This is a genomic window from Roseateles sp., assembly GCF_036486225.1.
In the GTDB taxonomy this organism is placed as follows: domain Bacteria; phylum Pseudomonadota; class Gammaproteobacteria; order Burkholderiales; family Burkholderiaceae_C; genus Roseateles.
This window is the reverse complement of sequence record NZ_DASVNZ010000093.1, coordinates 1-14,663: the sequence shown is the minus strand read 5'-3', so window position 1 is coordinate 14,663 and position 14,663 is coordinate 1. Positions and strand designations below refer to the sequence as shown.

The 14,663-nt window shown below is 65.7% G+C and carries 14 protein-coding genes; 9 read left to right on the top strand and 5 right to left on the bottom strand.

The features are described from left to right. Window positions 1-24: 24 nt before the first annotated feature. Together VF536_RS07030 and VF536_RS07025 are read right to left on the bottom strand one after the other, a co-directional pair. Window positions 25-621 (bottom strand): DUF4124 domain-containing protein, encoded by a 597-nt coding sequence (locus tag VF536_RS07030; RefSeq protein WP_331614100.1) that lies wholly within the window; start codon window positions 619-621, stop codon window positions 25-27. An 86-nt stretch (window positions 622-707) separates the two neighbouring features. Next, window positions 708-965: a YkgJ family cysteine cluster protein gene (locus tag VF536_RS07025; protein ID WP_331614121.1), complete on the bottom strand. Its 258-nt coding sequence runs from the start codon at window positions 963-965 to the stop codon at window positions 708-710. 210 nt (window positions 966-1,175) lie between these two features. Between VF536_RS07025 and mnmG the strand changes: the two genes are divergently transcribed. From mnmG to VF536_RS07005, 4 genes are read left to right on the top strand one after another with little or no spacing between them, the layout of a single operon-like run. Next, window positions 1,176-3,140 carry a tRNA uridine-5-carboxymethylaminomethyl(34) synthesis enzyme MnmG gene (gene mnmG / locus VF536_RS07020; protein WP_331614099.1) on the top strand — a complete coding sequence of 655 codons (1,965 nt, stop codon included), beginning with the start codon at window positions 1,176-1,178 and terminating at the stop codon, window positions 3,138-3,140. Between the two features lie 22 nt (window positions 3,141-3,162). After that, window positions 3,163-3,831, top strand: a complete 669-nt coding sequence (rsmG, locus tag VF536_RS07015; protein WP_331614098.1) for a 16S rRNA (guanine(527)-N(7))-methyltransferase RsmG — start codon at window positions 3,163-3,165, stop codon at window positions 3,829-3,831. Between the two features lie 39 nt (window positions 3,832-3,870). After that, a complete protein-coding gene (locus VF536_RS07010; RefSeq protein ID WP_331614097.1) occupies window positions 3,871-4,644 on the top strand; it encodes an AAA family ATPase in 774 nt (257 codons plus the stop codon). Window positions 4,645-4,647: 3 nt separating this feature from the next. Further along, window positions 4,648-5,433 carry a GNAT family N-acetyltransferase gene (locus VF536_RS07005; RefSeq protein ID WP_331614096.1) on the top strand — a complete coding sequence of 262 codons (786 nt, stop codon included), beginning with the start codon at window positions 4,648-4,650 and terminating at the stop codon, window positions 5,431-5,433. A gap of 148 nt (window positions 5,434-5,581) precedes the next feature. On the opposite strand, the gene VF536_RS07000 is transcribed toward VF536_RS07005, so the two are convergent. Both VF536_RS07000 and argC read right to left on the bottom strand, forming a co-directional pair. Continuing rightward, window positions 5,582-5,884 (bottom strand): GNAT family N-acetyltransferase, encoded by a 303-nt coding sequence (locus VF536_RS07000; RefSeq protein WP_331614095.1) that lies wholly within the window; start codon window positions 5,882-5,884, stop codon window positions 5,582-5,584. Continuing rightward, a complete protein-coding gene (gene argC, locus VF536_RS06995) occupies window positions 5,884-6,849 on the bottom strand; it encodes an N-acetyl-gamma-glutamyl-phosphate reductase (RefSeq protein ID WP_331614094.1) in 966 nt (321 codons plus the stop codon). Before argC ends, VF536_RS07000 begins: the two co-directional genes overlap by 1 nt. Window positions 6,850-6,917: 68 nt before the next feature. Here argC and VF536_RS06990 point away from each other — a divergent pair, with 68 nt between their 5' ends. From VF536_RS06990 to VF536_RS06970, 5 genes are all read left to right on the top strand, one after another. Beyond that, window positions 6,918-7,508 (top strand): RBBP9/YdeN family alpha/beta hydrolase, encoded by a 591-nt coding sequence (locus VF536_RS06990; protein ID WP_331614093.1) that lies wholly within the window; start codon window positions 6,918-6,920, stop codon window positions 7,506-7,508. 62 nt (window positions 7,509-7,570) lie between these two features. Beyond that, window positions 7,571-8,479 carry a ParB/RepB/Spo0J family partition protein gene (locus VF536_RS06985; RefSeq protein ID WP_331614092.1) on the top strand — a complete coding sequence of 303 codons (909 nt, stop codon included), beginning with the start codon at window positions 7,571-7,573 and terminating at the stop codon, window positions 8,477-8,479. 421 nt (window positions 8,480-8,900) lie between these two features. Continuing rightward, window positions 8,901-10,823, top strand: a complete 1,923-nt coding sequence (locus VF536_RS06980; RefSeq protein WP_331614091.1) for a PrkA family serine protein kinase — start codon at window positions 8,901-8,903, stop codon at window positions 10,821-10,823. A gap of 30 nt (window positions 10,824-10,853) precedes the next feature. Continuing rightward, a complete protein-coding gene (locus VF536_RS06975) occupies window positions 10,854-12,143 on the top strand; it encodes a YeaH/YhbH family protein (RefSeq protein ID WP_331614090.1) in 1,290 nt (429 codons plus the stop codon). Window positions 12,144-12,166: 23 nt separating this feature from the next. Then, window positions 12,167-13,765, top strand: coding sequence for a SpoVR family protein (locus VF536_RS06970; protein WP_414710300.1), 1,599 nt, complete (start codon window positions 12,167-12,169; stop codon window positions 13,763-13,765). A gap of 12 nt (window positions 13,766-13,777) precedes the next feature. Here VF536_RS06970 and VF536_RS06965 read toward each other — a convergent pair. Next, the coding region (locus tag VF536_RS06965) for an FAD-binding oxidoreductase (protein WP_331614089.1) at window positions 13,778-14,663 on the bottom strand (886 nt) is incomplete at its 5' end.

Here is a 14,663-nt window from a genome sequence, read left to right as displayed (position 1 = left end):
GGATCGTGCCGATCTGCGAATGGCTCAGCTGCGGATGTCCTTGGAAGTCGCTCCGGTGCCGGACCGGCTTCGGGCCTTGGCTCGATCGACCATCTCCATGATCGCGAGTGCGTCCCTGTCCATCGCCTGCGCCGCATTGAACCCGCGATCGAAGTAGATCCGATGCCGCTGCCGGAAGTCGGCATCGTTGCTGAGCTGGCGCAGCATCGTGAGTGCGGGCTTGATCTGCTCCTGCGCCTGCCGTGCCCAGCCCCGGCAGGTCTCGACCACGTCATTGCCCCCGAAGGCCAATTGATTGCGGCAGTCCCGGGCCTTGAATGCGAGCGCTTCCAGGTCCTCGGTGGCCTTCGCGGCCTGCACGGCGCGCGGATCACCTCTGTCCGGCGCCGGCAGCGGCGACGCCAGATCCGGCCCACTACCGTCCCTGTCCCCCGCACGCCCCGAAGGCCCCCGGGAGGCGGGAGGCGGCACCTTGATTTCAAGCGCTTTCGAGTCCGCCTCACGGGGACACGGCGCGTCCTGGAACGAGACGCTGCCGTCCTTGTTGGTGCATTTGTTGATTGCCCACGCCCCGTCGATCGGCGCCAAGAGCAACGGCAGCCACAGTGCCCACTGCTTCATTCGGAACTCCCTCCCTGTTTGGGGCGAGAGGATACGGCACGGTCAGGCCTGGGCGCCTCCCCCGCAGAGAGGGATCGACGGAGGGCTCAAAGGGGGCGCGTCTCTTCTTCCATCCACCCGAGCCAGCGCATCGCCTGCTCGCGGGAGTCGCCGCACATGTCCTCGCTGGGAGGCAAGGAGCCGCACACGGACGGCCGCTCCGGTCGCCCGAAGATCTTGCAGCGCAGCGCCTCGTCGAGCTGGATGCAGCGCACCCCGGCCGGCTTGCCGTCAGGCATGTCGGGAATCGGGCTGCTGATCGAAGGCGCGATGCAGCAGGCGGCGCAGGAGGGGCGGCAATTCATGGGAGGACCATTGTCGCCGCCGGTTTTGCGGTCGCCGCCAACAAGGTCCATTCGGCATGCCCCTGAGCCAGTGACTTATCCACAGCCCCGCGTAAAATCACGCCCTTCCCTCATCTGAACGCCAGCCGGCCATCCATCGCCATGACGCGCCCTGCACGCGTCGCGATGGCCTCGATCCTCTCGATCGCCGACTCTGCTGGACGCCTTGCCATGATTTATCCCAAAGAGTTCGACGTGATCGTGGTCGGTGGCGGCCATGCCGGCACCGAGGCAGCGCTTGCCGCTGCCCGCATGGGCGTCAGCACGCTGCTGTTGACCCACAACATCGAGACGCTCGGCCAGATGAGCTGCAACCCCTCGATCGGCGGAATCGGCAAGGGTCACCTGGTCAAGGAGGTCGATGCGCTGGGCGGCGCGATGGCCGCGGCAACCGACGAAGGCGGCATCCAGTTCCGCATCCTCAACGGTTCCAAGGGGCCGGCTGTCCGGGCCACCCGCGCACAGGCCGATCGCATCCTCTACAAGGCGGCCATCCGCCACCGCCTGGAGAACCAGCCCAACCTGATGCTGTTCCAGCAGGCCGTGGACGACCTGATGGTCGAAGGCGATCGCGTCGTCGGCGCCGTCACGCAATCGGGCCTGCGCTTCCGCGCCCGCGCCGTCGTGCTGACGGCCGGCACCTTCCTCGACGGCAAGATCCACATCGGTCTTGAGAACTACGCTGCGGGTCGTGCTGGCGATCCACCAGCGGTGTCGCTGTCGGGCCGGCTCAAGGAACTCAAGCTGCCGCAAGGCCGCCTGAAGACCGGCACCCCACCGCGCCTGGACGGTCGCACCATCGACTTCTCGCAGTGCGCCGAGCAGCCCGGCGACCTGGACCCGGTGCCTGTCTTCAGCTTCATGGGCAGCGCCGCGCAGCACCCGCGTCAGCTGCCCTGCTGGATCACGCACACCAACGAGCGCACCCACGACATCATCCGCGCCGGTTTCGACCGCAGCCCGATGTTCACCGGCGTCATCGAAGGGGTCGGTCCGCGCTATTGCCCCTCCATCGAAGACAAGGTCAACCGCTTCGCCGACAAGAACTCGCACCAGATCTTCCTGGAGCCTGAGGGGCTGACGACGCACGAGTTCTACCCGAACGGAATCTCCACCTCCCTGCCCTTCGACATCCAGCTGGCGGCCGTCCAATCGATCCCCGGCCTCGAGAACGCGCACATCCTGCGCCCGGGGTATGCGATCGAGTACGACTACTTCGACCCTCGTGAACTGAAGTCCAGCTTCGAAACGCGCGCCATCCGCGGCCTGTTCTTCGCAGGCCAGATCAACGGCACGACCGGGTATGAAGAGGCGGCGGCACAGGGGCTGTTTGCCGGTTTGAACGCCGCACTCCAGGTCCAAGGCAAGGACCCCTGGCTGCCGAGCCGAGATCAGGCCTACCTGGGCGTGCTGGTCGACGACCTGATCACCAAGGGCGTCACCGAGCCCTATCGCATGTTCACGAGCCGCGCGGAGTTCCGCTTGCAGCTCCGCGAGGACAACGCCGACATGCGCCTGACCGAAGCCGGCCGCCAGCTGGGTCTGGTGGACGACGCTCGCTGGGAGGCGTTCAACCGGAAGCGCGACGCTGTTTCACGTGAAACAGAGAAGCTGAAGTCGACCTGGGTCAATCCGAACATCCTGCCGGCGGCCGACGCGGAGCGACTCGTGGGCAAGGCGCTCGAGCGTGAGTACAACCTGATCGACCTGCTGCGTCGACCCGGTGTCACGTTCGACACGATCGCCGAAGTGGCGGCCATTGCACGCCCCGCTTCCGGTGTCACGCGCGCCGCCCTCACCGAATCGCTGGGGAGCGACCTCGCGGCTGCGGTCATTGAGCAGCTTGAAGTCGGCGTCAAGTACGCGGGCTATATCAGCAAGCAGCAGGAAGACGTCGCCCGCGCATCGAATTACGAGCATCTGATATTGCCCGAAGACCTCGATTACGGCCTGGTCACCGCGCTGTCTTTCGAAGCTCGTCAGAAATTGGGCAAGCACCGCCCGGAGACCCTGGGCCAAGCGTCACGGATCTCCGGCATCACACCGGCGACGATCTCACTGCTGCTGATCCACCTGCGCAAGGGCCGCTTCAAGGGCTTCACCGATCAAGCCGCCGTCGACTCGACCGCCGCCTGACTTCACCCTCTTCCGTTCATCGATGACCGATCTCGACCTCCGTCCCCGCCTCGCCGCTGCGGCCGAAACGCTCGCACTTGACCTCACCGATGAACAGCTCGACCGGCTGATCGCCTACCTCGGCTTGCTGTCGAAGTGGAACAAGGTCTACAACCTGACGGCTGTTCGCGATCCCGAAGCGATGCTGACGCAGCATCTGGTGGACAGCCTCAGCCTGATCCCGCCCCTGCGCCGCCATGCCGCCGGGAAACCGCTGCGGCTGATGGACGTTGGCAGCGGCGGTGGCCTGCCCGGCGTGGTCATCGCCATCTGTGATCCGACCATCGACGTCACCTGCGTCGATACCGTCGGCAAGAAAGCCTTCTTCATCGCGCAGGTCGCCGCTGAGATCGGGCTGCCCAACCTGCACGCGGAACACTCGCGAGTGGAGCAGCTGAAGGCGGCCCCATTCGACGTCATCACATCGCGGGCTTTCGCCTCGTTGTCGGACTTCACCGAGTGGACCCGCATGCACCTGAAGCCGGGCGCCGTGTGGGCGGCGATGAAAGGCCAGCACCCGGTCGACGAGATCGCGGAACTCGCCAAACGAGCCCCCGCTCTGTCCGTGTTCCACGTGGAACAGCTGGAAGTCCCTGGGCTGGATGCTCAACGGTGCCTGCTCTGGATTCGTCCGACCGCCGCCATCGGTTAAGCTCCGCCCCTCTGAGAGCCCCCTGCTAACCGACCTTTCATGGCCAAGATCTTTTGCGTTGCGAACCAAAAAGGTGGCGTCGGCAAGACGACCACCACCGTGAATCTGGCTGCTGGACTCGCCAAGGTGGGACAACGGGTGCTAGTGGTCGATCTCGATCCCCAGGGCAATGCGACGATGGGCTCGGGCATCGACAAGCGGGCGCTGCCCCTCACCGTCTATGACGTGCTGCTGGAGTCGGCCACCCTCGCTGAGGCGAAGCAGCGCAGCGAGAAGGCCGGCTACGACGTCCTGGGTGCCAACCGGGAGCTGGCAGGCGCCGAAGTGGAACTGGTCGAGCTCGACCGCCGCGAACAACGCCTGAAGACCGCCTTGGCTGCCTCGGCACAGGATTACGACTTCATCCTGATCGATTGCCCGCCGTCGCTGTCGATGCTGACGCTGAACGGTTTGTGCTCGGCGCACGGCGTCGTCGTCCCGATGCAGTGCGAGTACTTCGCGCTGGAAGGTCTGACCGACCTGGTCAACACGATCAAGCAGATCCACGCCAACCTGAATCCGGACTTGCAGATCATCGGCCTGCTGCGCGTCATGTTTGATCCTCGCATCACGCTGCAGCAGCAGGTGAGCGAGCAATTGAAGGCGCACTTCGGCGAGAAGGTCTTCGACACCGTCATTCCCCGCAACGTCCGTCTGGCTGAAGCACCCAGCTACGGCCTGCCCGGCGTCGTCTTCGATGGTGGATCCAAGGGTGCTCACGCCTTCATCGATTTCGCCAAGGAAATGGTGAAGCGCGTCGGCGCCATGCGCTGAGCGATGGCCCCCGAGCTGGATGCGCTCGCCCGCCGTGCCGAACTGGCCGGATTGAACGCCGCGTCCGCGCCACGTGAAGCGCAAGTCGAGGGGTGGCTGCTGAGACTGTCGCCGGGCAAAGCCAAACGCTCGCGATGCGTCAACGCACTGGCCGGCGGCACCCTTCCTCTGGGAGAAATTCTCCGACGCTGCCGAGCCAGCTTCTCGCAGGCCGGTCTGCCACTGATCCTTCGGATCACCCCATTCAGCCAACCGGCGGATCTCGACGATCAACTGGCTGCCGAGGGCTGGACCCGCTTCGATCCGGCCGACGTGATGGTACTGCCGGCTTTGGATGGCTTCAGCGACACGAGCGAGTTGATCCCCCTCTCGCCGGTCGAGTACGCCGTTCTCATCGGCGCGTTGCGCGGTTCCAGTGCTGAGGAGATCGAGGGCCACGCACGGCGTCTCGAGCAAGCCAGCGTTCCGCATCAGGCATTCAAGATGGAACAGGACGGCGCGCTGCTCGCCTGTGGTCAGGTGGCCATCGATCCGGGTCCGGAGGAAACGCCCGCCGGCGGCATGGCGGGGCTGTTCGACATCTTCACGCCCGACGACCAGCGGGGCCGTGGTCATGGCTTCCGGCTTTGCGCGGCCTTGTTGGCCGAGGCGCGCCGCCAGGGCGCTTCCAGCGCGTATCTGCAGGTCGGTACTGACAACGCGACCGCGCAGCGGCTGTACGTCCGTCTGGGCTTCCTGCAGGCCTATCGCTACCACTACCGCAGCGACGACCCGCGCGCCTGGGCTTGAAGGCCTAGTCCCGCGGCTGCCAGACCTTCAGCAGCGTGTGGCGGGTGAAGCCCGGCACATAGTCGTGCACATGGCTGATGCAGGCGTAGCCGAGGTGCTCATACATCTCGGCGGTCTCGTCCAACAGCGTCTCGATCAGCGCGTCGACTCAACCCCGCTTCAACGCCATGGCTTCAAGCTGACGCAGGCAGTCGCCTCCGAAGCCCTCGCCACGATGGTCGGCATCGACCCACAGGTAGCTCACATAGAGACGTTGGAACTCGGTCCGACCGGAGGCGCCGGCAATCAACTCATCGCCGTCGTACAACGCCACGGCGATGTCCTCGGCGTCGCTGCCTTGCGCCTGCTGGCGACCGTAGGCGATGACGCCATCGCGGATGGCGTCGAGGTCGTCCTGTGGAACGGCGCCATCCCGGCGCCATTCACGGCTTCCGACCTTCGTCGATGCCATCAGATGCCGTTGACGTCCGGACCGGTCAGGCCCAGCGACTCGTCCACGCCCAGATGCACGTTCATGCTCTGCACGGCCGCACCGCTGGCGCCCTTGCCCAGGTTGTCCAGGCGGGCCATCACGAGGATCTGCTGCTCGCTGCCGAACACAAACAGGTCGACGTTGTTCGTGTCGTTGCTGGCCTGCACGTCGAAGAAGCCGGAGGCCAGCGTGTCTGCGTCGCGCAGCGGTTTCACGTGGATGAAGCGCTCACCTTCGTAATGCGCGGCGAGCGCGTCACGGACCTGCTGCGGCGTCGTGCCGGCGCGCAGCTGGCTCAGATGCAGCGGCACCGTGACGGCCAGGCCCTTGTAGAAACTGGAGACGATCGGCATGAACACCGGCGCGGTCTTCAAGCCGGTGTGGGCCATCATTTCCGGCAGATGCTTGTGGGCCAGGCCCAGTGCGTAGGGACGCGGCGCGATCAGCTTCGGATTCCCGCCCGCCTCGTACTCCGCGATCATCGACTTGCCGCCGCCCGAATAGCCGGTGATCGACGTCGCCGTGACCAGCGCATCGGCCGGCAGCAGGCCGGCGTCGACCAGCGGACGCACCGCCAGGATGAAGGCGCTGGCATGGCAGCCGGGGTTGGCGATGCGCTTCGAGTCGCGGATCGCCGCGCGCTGGCCCTTCGCCAGTTCCGGCAGGCCGAAGGCCCAGCCCGGCGCCGTGCGGTGCGCGGTGCTTGCGTCGATCAGGCAGGTCCTGGGGTTGGTGATCATCGCCGCCGCCTCGCGCGAAGCGGCGTCCGGCAGGCACAGGAAGGCGACGTCGGCGGCATTCAGCAGGCGGGCGCGCTCGGCGGCATCCTTGCGCTTGTCGGCGTCGATGCGCAGCACCTCGATGTCGGCGCGCTGCGCCAGATATTCATTGATGCGCAGGCCGGTCGTGCCTTCCTGCCCGTCGACATACACCGCGTACTTCATCGCCGCTCCTGCAAAATCCGCTGCCTCCGGGACCCTCCCGAAGAAAGCGCGAAGCATAAGGCCAACCGATGTCAACACACGCCATTCCGCCGAATGACCTGGACCTCTCCCCGATCATGCGGCCCGTCTATCTGCTGCCCGGGTGGATGAACTCCGATCCCGACCATTGGCAGAGTGAATGGCAGCGGCTCCACGGCGACACCCGGGTCGAGCAGAACGACTGGGAGTGGCCGCGTCGCGGCGACTGGATGGCCCGACTCGACGAAGTCCTGCAGCAGGACGGCCGCCTGGGTGATCAACCGGCACTGCTGGTGGCGCACAGCCTCGGCTGCCAGCTGGTGGCGGCCTGGGCGGAGCACTCCTCCCACACGCGTCTGGTCGCCGGTGCGCTGCTGGTCGCCCCTCCGGACACCGAGCGAGAGGAAATGCCGCCTCAACTGCACAACTGGCGGCCGATCCGACGCCCTCGGCTGCCCTTCCCCGCCCTCGTCGTCGCTTCGAACGACGATCCCTTCTGCGCCCCTGAACGCGCCGCCGGCATGGCGGCCGACTGGGGCGCCGCATTCGTCCTGGCCGGCCCGCTGGGGCACATCAACGCCGGGTCCGGCCTCGGCGCCTGGCCCGAAGGTCGAGCGATGCTCAAGCGCCTCGCCGGCTGATCCGGGCGACACCCGACATCGGGCTGACGGCCCTGCCCTGGAATCACGGAGAATCGCGCCCCATGGCGACAAAGAAACCCAAGGGCCTGGGCATGGGCCTCGAAGCCCTGCTCGGACCCAAAGTGAGCGACGCACCGGCGGTGCGCGAAGGCGAACCCGGCGTGCTGCCGCTGGCGCAGATGCAGGCCGGCAAGTACCAGCCGCGAACCCGCATGGACGAGGGCTCGCTCTACGAGCTGGCCGAGAGCATCAAGGCGCAAGGGATCATGCAACCGATCCTCGTGCGTCCGATCGCGCCCAACGGCGCGGTCCGCTACGAGATCATCGCGGGCGAACGGCGCTTCCGCGCCGCGAAGCTGGCCGGTCTGGCCGAGGTGCCGGTGCTGGTCAAGCCGGTGCCCGACGAGGCCGCCGCCGCGATGGCGCTGATCGAGAACATCCAGCGCGAGGACCTCAACGCGCTGGAAGAGGCGCAGGGCCTGAAGCGGCTGGTCGACGAGTTCGGCCTGACGCATGACCAGGCGGCGCAGGCCGTGGGCCGTTCGCGCAGTGCAGCATCCAATCTGCTGCGACTCCTGAACCTCGCGGAACCCGTCCAGAACATGCTGATGGCGGGCGACATCGACATGGGCCACGCCCGCGCGCTGCTGGCCTTGGATGGCGCCCACCAGATCACCAGCGCCACCGAGATCGCCGCGAAGAAGCTCAGCGTGCGCGAGGCCGAGAAGCTCGTCCAACGACAGCAGGGCGGCGGCCGCCAGGCCCCGCTGCTGCGCGTGAAGGCGAACAAGAGCCGCGACGTGCTCAGACTTGAGGAAGAGCTGTCGGACCTGCTGACGGCGCAGGTCGAGATCCGCGTCAAGAAGAAGACCAAGCGCGGCGAGCAGGGCGAGGTGGCGATCAGCTTCGGCTCGCTCGACGAACTGAACGGCTTGCTGCAAAAACTTCGCCCGGCCGGCGCGGACGAGTGACCCCGCGCGGGCCTCCCACGGAGGCTCGCCGATCAGCCAATCCATAAGAATGGCACGCGGGATGCGTGCTGTCTTCTTCGTACTTCCCACAGGTGCCCCACGTCGGGGGATCGTCAACTTTCGCGCTTCACAGGCGTTGGACATGGGAGTACAACGGGGTCATGTCTTGCTATCGCGCATCGCTTCCGATGGGCGTAGCATGACCCGGAAAAGCCGCACCGCCCTCGAGGTCGTCGAGAGCGACCTCACACACGGTGGCGGTCTTGGACCAGCATGGGCTGGCCGTTTGCTGAATGCTTGCTGAGCTCGGAAAGCTCTGATGACGCCTTGAGTCATGGACGTCGCCAGAACTTCCTGGACGATGCGAGGTCCGTTGTCGCACGGACGCGCGTCGCCTCCCAATGAACCACTGGAGGTCAGCATGGATGTGATCAGCCATTTCGCGGCTCGTTATGAACGCAGCAAGGTCGAGGAACTCACCCTGGAGGAGTACCTCGACGAGTGCAAGCGCAATCCCCTCGCCTACGCCACCGCCGCCGAGCGCATGCTCAAGGCGATCGGCGAGCCGCAGATGCTGGACACGCGCAACGACTCGCGCCTGTCGCGGATCTTCCAGAACAAGGTCATCAAGATCTATCCCGCCTTCGCCGAGTTCTACGGCATGGAGGACGCGATCGAGCAGGTCGTCAGCTACTTCCGCCACGCGGCGCAGGGGCTCGAGGAAAAGAAGCAGATCCTGTATCTGCTGGGCCCGGTCGGCGGTGGCAAGAGCTCGATCGCCGAGCGCCTGAAGCAGCTGATGGAGCACGTGCCGTTCTACGCGCTCAAGGACAGCCCGGTGAACGAGAGCCCGCTCGGGCTGTTCGACCTCGTCGAGGACGGGCCCCTGCTGGAACGCGAGTACGGCATCCCGCGCCGTTACCTCAACCGCATCCTGAGCCCGTGGGCGGTCAAGCGGCTCGACGAGTTCGGCGGCGACATCCGCAAGTTCAAGGTCGTCAAGCGGCTGCCGAGCGTGCTCAAGCAGATCGGTGTCGCCAAGACGGAACCGGGCGACGAGAACAACCAGGACATCAGCTCGCTGGTCGGCAAGGTCGACATCCGCAAGCTCGAGACCTACGCGCAGGACGATCCCGACGCCTACAGCTATTCCGGCGGCCTGTGCCTGGCCAACCAGGGCCTGCTGGAATTCGTCGAGATGTTCAAGGCGCCGATCAAGGTGCTGCACCCGCTGCTGACCGCGACGCAGGAAAGCAACTTCAAGGGCACCGAAGGTTTCGGCGCGATCCCGTTCGACGGCATCGTGCTGGCGCACAGCAACGAGAGCGAGTGGAAGACCTTCCGCAACAACAAGAACAACGAGGCCTTCCTCGACCGCATCTACATCGTCAAGGTGCCTTACTGCCTGCGCGTCAGCGAGGAAGTGAAGATCTACGAGAAGCTGATCCGCGGCTCCTCGCTGGCCGAGGCCAAGTGCGCGCCCGGGACGCTGAAGATGATGGCGCAGTTCGCCGTGCTGACCCGGCTGAAGGACCCGGAGAACTCGAGCGCCTTCAGCAAGATGCAGATCTATGACGGCGACAACCTGAAGGACACCGACCCGAAGGCCAAGTCGCTGCAGGAGTACCGCGATTACGCCGGCGTCGACGAAGGCATGGCCGGCATCTCGACGCGTTTCGCCTACAAGATCCTGTCGAAGGTCTTCAACTTCGATTCGACCGAGGTCGCCGCCAACCCGGTCCACCTGATGTACGTGCTCGAACAGCAGATCGAGCGCGAGCAGTTCCCGCAGGAAGCCGAACAGAAGTTCGTCGGCTTCATCAAGGAAGTGCTGGCGCCGCGCTATGCCGAGTTCATCGGCAAGGAGATCCAGACCGCCTACCTGGAAAGCTACAGCGAGTACGGCCAGAACATCTTCGACCGCTACGTGACCTACGCGGACTACTGGATCCAGGACCAGGAGTACCGCGACACCGACACCGGCGAGGTCTTCGACCGCTCGTCGCTGAACGCGGAGCTCGAGAAGATCGAGAAGCCCGCCGGCATCAGCAATCCGAAGGATTTCCGCAACGAGATCGTCAACTTCGTGCTGCGCGCGCGCGCCAACAACGCGGGCAAGAACCCGCTGTGGACCAGCTACGAGAAGCTGCGCACGGTGATCGAGAAGAAGATGTTCTCCAACACCGAGGAGCTGTTGCCGGTGATCAGCTTCAACGCCAAGGCCAGTGCCGACGAGGCGAAGAAGCATGAGAACTTCGTCCAGCGGATGGTCGACAAGGGCTACACGCCGAAGCAGGTCCGGCTGCTCTGCGAGTGGTATCTGCGCGTGAGGAAGTCGAGCTGAGTCGAACGCATGCCACCGGAAAGGTCCCTCATGACCGGGCTTCAACAGATCATCGACAGGCGGCTGTCGGGCAAGAACAAATCGATCGGGAATCGGGAGCGCTTCCTGCGCCGCTACAAGGACCAGATCCGTGACGCCGTGCGGCGCGCGGTGGACAAGCGCGGCATCCGCGACATGGAACGCGGCGAGGACGTGCAGATTCCCAAGCGCGACCTGAGCGAGCCCGTTTTCAGTCACGGCGAAGGCGGCACCCGCGAAGTCGTGCGGCCCGGCAACACCGAGCACATCAAGGGCGACCGCGTCGGCAAGCCCAAGGGCGGCCAGGGCGGCGGCGGCGGATCGCAGGCGAGCGACTCCGGCGAGGGCGACGACGACTTCGTCTTCCACCTCAGCAAGGAGGAGTTCATGCAGGTCTTCTTCGAGGACCTCGCGCTCCCCAACCTGGCACGCACCACGCTGGCCGAGACGCCCGAGTACAAGACGGTCCGCGCCGGCTACGTCACCGACGGCACGCCGACCAACCTGCATGTCGTGCGTTCGATGCGCGGCGCGCTCGGACGCCGCATCGCGCTGGGCATGGACAAGCGACGGGAACTCCACGAACTAGAGACCCGGCTGCTCACCCTGCAGCAGGAAGAGGACATGCGCCGGCCGGAGATCCAGGCATTGATCGCCGAAACCGAGGCGCGCATCGTGCTGCTGCGCCAGCGCCTGTCCAACATCCCCTTCCTGGACCCGATCGACCTGCGCTTCCGCAACCGCGTCAAGGTGCCGCAGCCGACGACACGGGCGGTGATGTTCTGCCTGATGGACGTCTCGGGCTCGATGGACGAGAGCCGCAAGGACCTGGCCAAGCGCTTCTTCATCCTGCTCTACCTGTTCCTGACGCGGCACTACGAGAAGATCGAGGTCGTCTTCATCCGCCACCACACCCAGGCGCAGGAGGTCGACGAGCAGAACTTCTTCCATGCCACGGAGACGGGCGGCACGGTGGTGTCGTCGGCGCTGGTGATGATGGAAGAGATCATCCGGGCGCGGTATCCCGCCGGCGACTGGAACATCTACGGCGCGCAGGCCAGCGACGGCGACAACTGGCACCACGACAGCGGCCGCTGCCGCGAACTGCTGGCCGACAAGATCCTCCCGCTGTGCCGCTACTACGCCTACGTGCAGGTGGCGGAGGCCGAACAGAACCTCTGGGAGGAGTACGCGAAGCTGGAAGACGAGGTGCACCACTTCGCGATGCGCAAGGCGGTCGAGGTGGCGCAGATCTATCCGGTCTTCCGCGACCTGTTCAAGAAGGAAGGGGCGACCGCGTGAGCGCGGCGCCGGAGGACATCACCATGAGCAGTCTCGAGAACCGCCGCAATGTCGGCATGGGCGTGGGCGCGAACGAGTACGGCGGCCGCCGGGTGCGGGCGCCGTTGACCCAGATGCGGCCGCTGGAGAAGCGGCCCGAGCACCCGCTGCCGTCGCCCAGCGACTGGACCTTCGAACTGGTCGAGCAGTACCACGACGTCATCCGTCAGACCGCGGAGCGCTACGGGCTCGACACCTATCCGAACCAGCTCGAGGTCATCACCGCCGAGCAGATGATGGATGCCTATGCGTCGGTCGGCATGCCGGTGAACTACCGGCACTGGAGCTACGGCAAGGAGTTCATCGCCACCGAGCGCAACTACAAGCGCGGCCAGATGGGCCTGGCCTACGAGATCGTCATCAACTCCGATCCCTGCATCGCCTACCTCATGGAGGAGAACACGATGGCGATGCAGGCGCTGGTGATCGCGCACGCCTGCTACGGCCACAACAGCTTCTTCAAGAACAACTACCTGTTCCGGATGTGGACCGACGCGTCGTCGATCATCGACTACCTGGTCTACGCGAAGAACTACGTGGCCGACTGCGAGCAGCGTTACGGCCTCGACGCGGTCGAGTCGACGCTGGACTCCTGCCATGCGCTGATGAATCACGGCGTCGACCGGTATCGCCGTCCGGCCAAGCTCTCGCTGGCGCAGGAGCAGGCGATGCGCAAGGACCGCGAGTCCTATGCGCAGCTGCAGGTCAACGACATGTGGCGCACGCTGCCGCGGCGCCTCGAGGACGAGGCCAAGGAGGAAGAGAAGCGCCGCTTCCCCAGCGAGCCGCAGGAGAACCTGCTGTACTTCATCGAGAAGAACGCGCCGCTGCTGGAGCCGTGGCAGCGGGAGATCGTGCGCATCGTCCGCAAGGTCGCGCAGTACTTCTATCCCCAGCGGCAGACGCAGGTCATGAACGAAGGCTGGGCGACCTTCTGGCATCACAAGCTGCTCAACACCATGTACGACGACGGCTACCTGTCGGACGGGATGATGATCGAGTGGTTGAAGTCGCACACCAATGTGGTGGCGCAGCCGGCAATGGCGCAGCTCAATCCGTATGCGCTGGGCTTCGCGATGTACACCGACATCAAGCGCATCTGCGAGAAGCCGACCGACGAGGACCGCGAATGGTTCCCGGCGATCGCCGGCAGCGACTGGCTGCCGACGCTGGATCACGCGATGCGCAACTTCAAGGACGAGAGCTTCATCGCGCAGTACCTGAGCCCGAAGATCATGCGGGACTTCCGGCTGTTCTCCATCCTCGACGACGAGCACCAGGCGGAATACGAGATCTCCGCGATCCACGACGAGCAGGGCTACCAGTATGTGCGACAGGCCTTGTCGCGGCAGTACGACCTGTCCACGCGTGAGCCCAACATCCAGGTCTGGAACGTCAACCTGCGCGGCGACCGTTCACTGACCCTGCGCCATCAGCAGCACCAGGATCGTCCGTTGCACGACGGCGCGCAGGAGGTGCTGAAGCACGTCGCCCGCCTGTGGGGATTCGGCGTCCAGCTGGAGAGCGTGAATGCGCGAGGCGACGTGTCGCGCCGCTGGAGCGTTCCGGCGCCCCAACACTGAATCCCGGATCCTTCAGACGAAGATCTTTCCCGGATTCATGATGTCGTTCGGATCGAGCGCCCGCTTGAGCGCTCGCATCTGATCGATCGCGCCTTCCCCCGCCTCCTGCAGCAGGAAGCCCTGCTTGTGCAGGCCGATGCCGTGCTCGCCGGTGCAGGTCCCTTCGAGCGCGATGGCCCGCGCGACCATCTGTGCGCTCAGACGCTCGGCAGCCTCGCGCTCCGCGGGGATCGCCGGATCGATCAGGTAGCCCATGTGGAAGTTGCCGTCGCCCACGTGGCCGACGATGAAGTACGGCAGCCCGCTGGCCTCCACTTCTTCGACCGAGATGTTGATGGACTCCGCCAGGCGCGAGATCGGCACGCAGGTGTCCGTCGTCACCGCGCGGCAACCGGGTTTCATCTGCAGCGCCGACAGGTAGGCGTGATGGCGCGCGGTCCAGAGCCGCGTGCGCTCCTCCGGCGTCGTCGCCCATTCGAAACCGGTGCCGCCGTGGTCGGTCGCGATCTCCTGCACCGTGGCGGCCTGCTCCGCGACACCGGCGTCGGAGCCATGGAACTCCATCAGCAGCATCGGCGCCTCGCGCAGCGTCAGCTTGTCGTGGCGATTGACCGCCCGCACGGCATGCGCGTCGAGCAGCTCGCAGCGCGCGATCGGCACGCCCATCTGGATGATCGCGATCGTTGTCCTGACCGCCGCGTCGATCGATTCGAATGAACACACCGCCGCCGACACCGCTTCCGGCAGCGGGTACAGCCGCAGCGTGATCTCGCAGATCGCGCCCAGCGTGCCCTCGCTGCCGACGTACAGACGCGTGAGGTCGTAGCCGGCGCTGCTCTTGCGCGCCCGGGAGCCGGTGCGGATCAAGCGCCCGTCCGGCGTCGCGACGGTAAGTCCG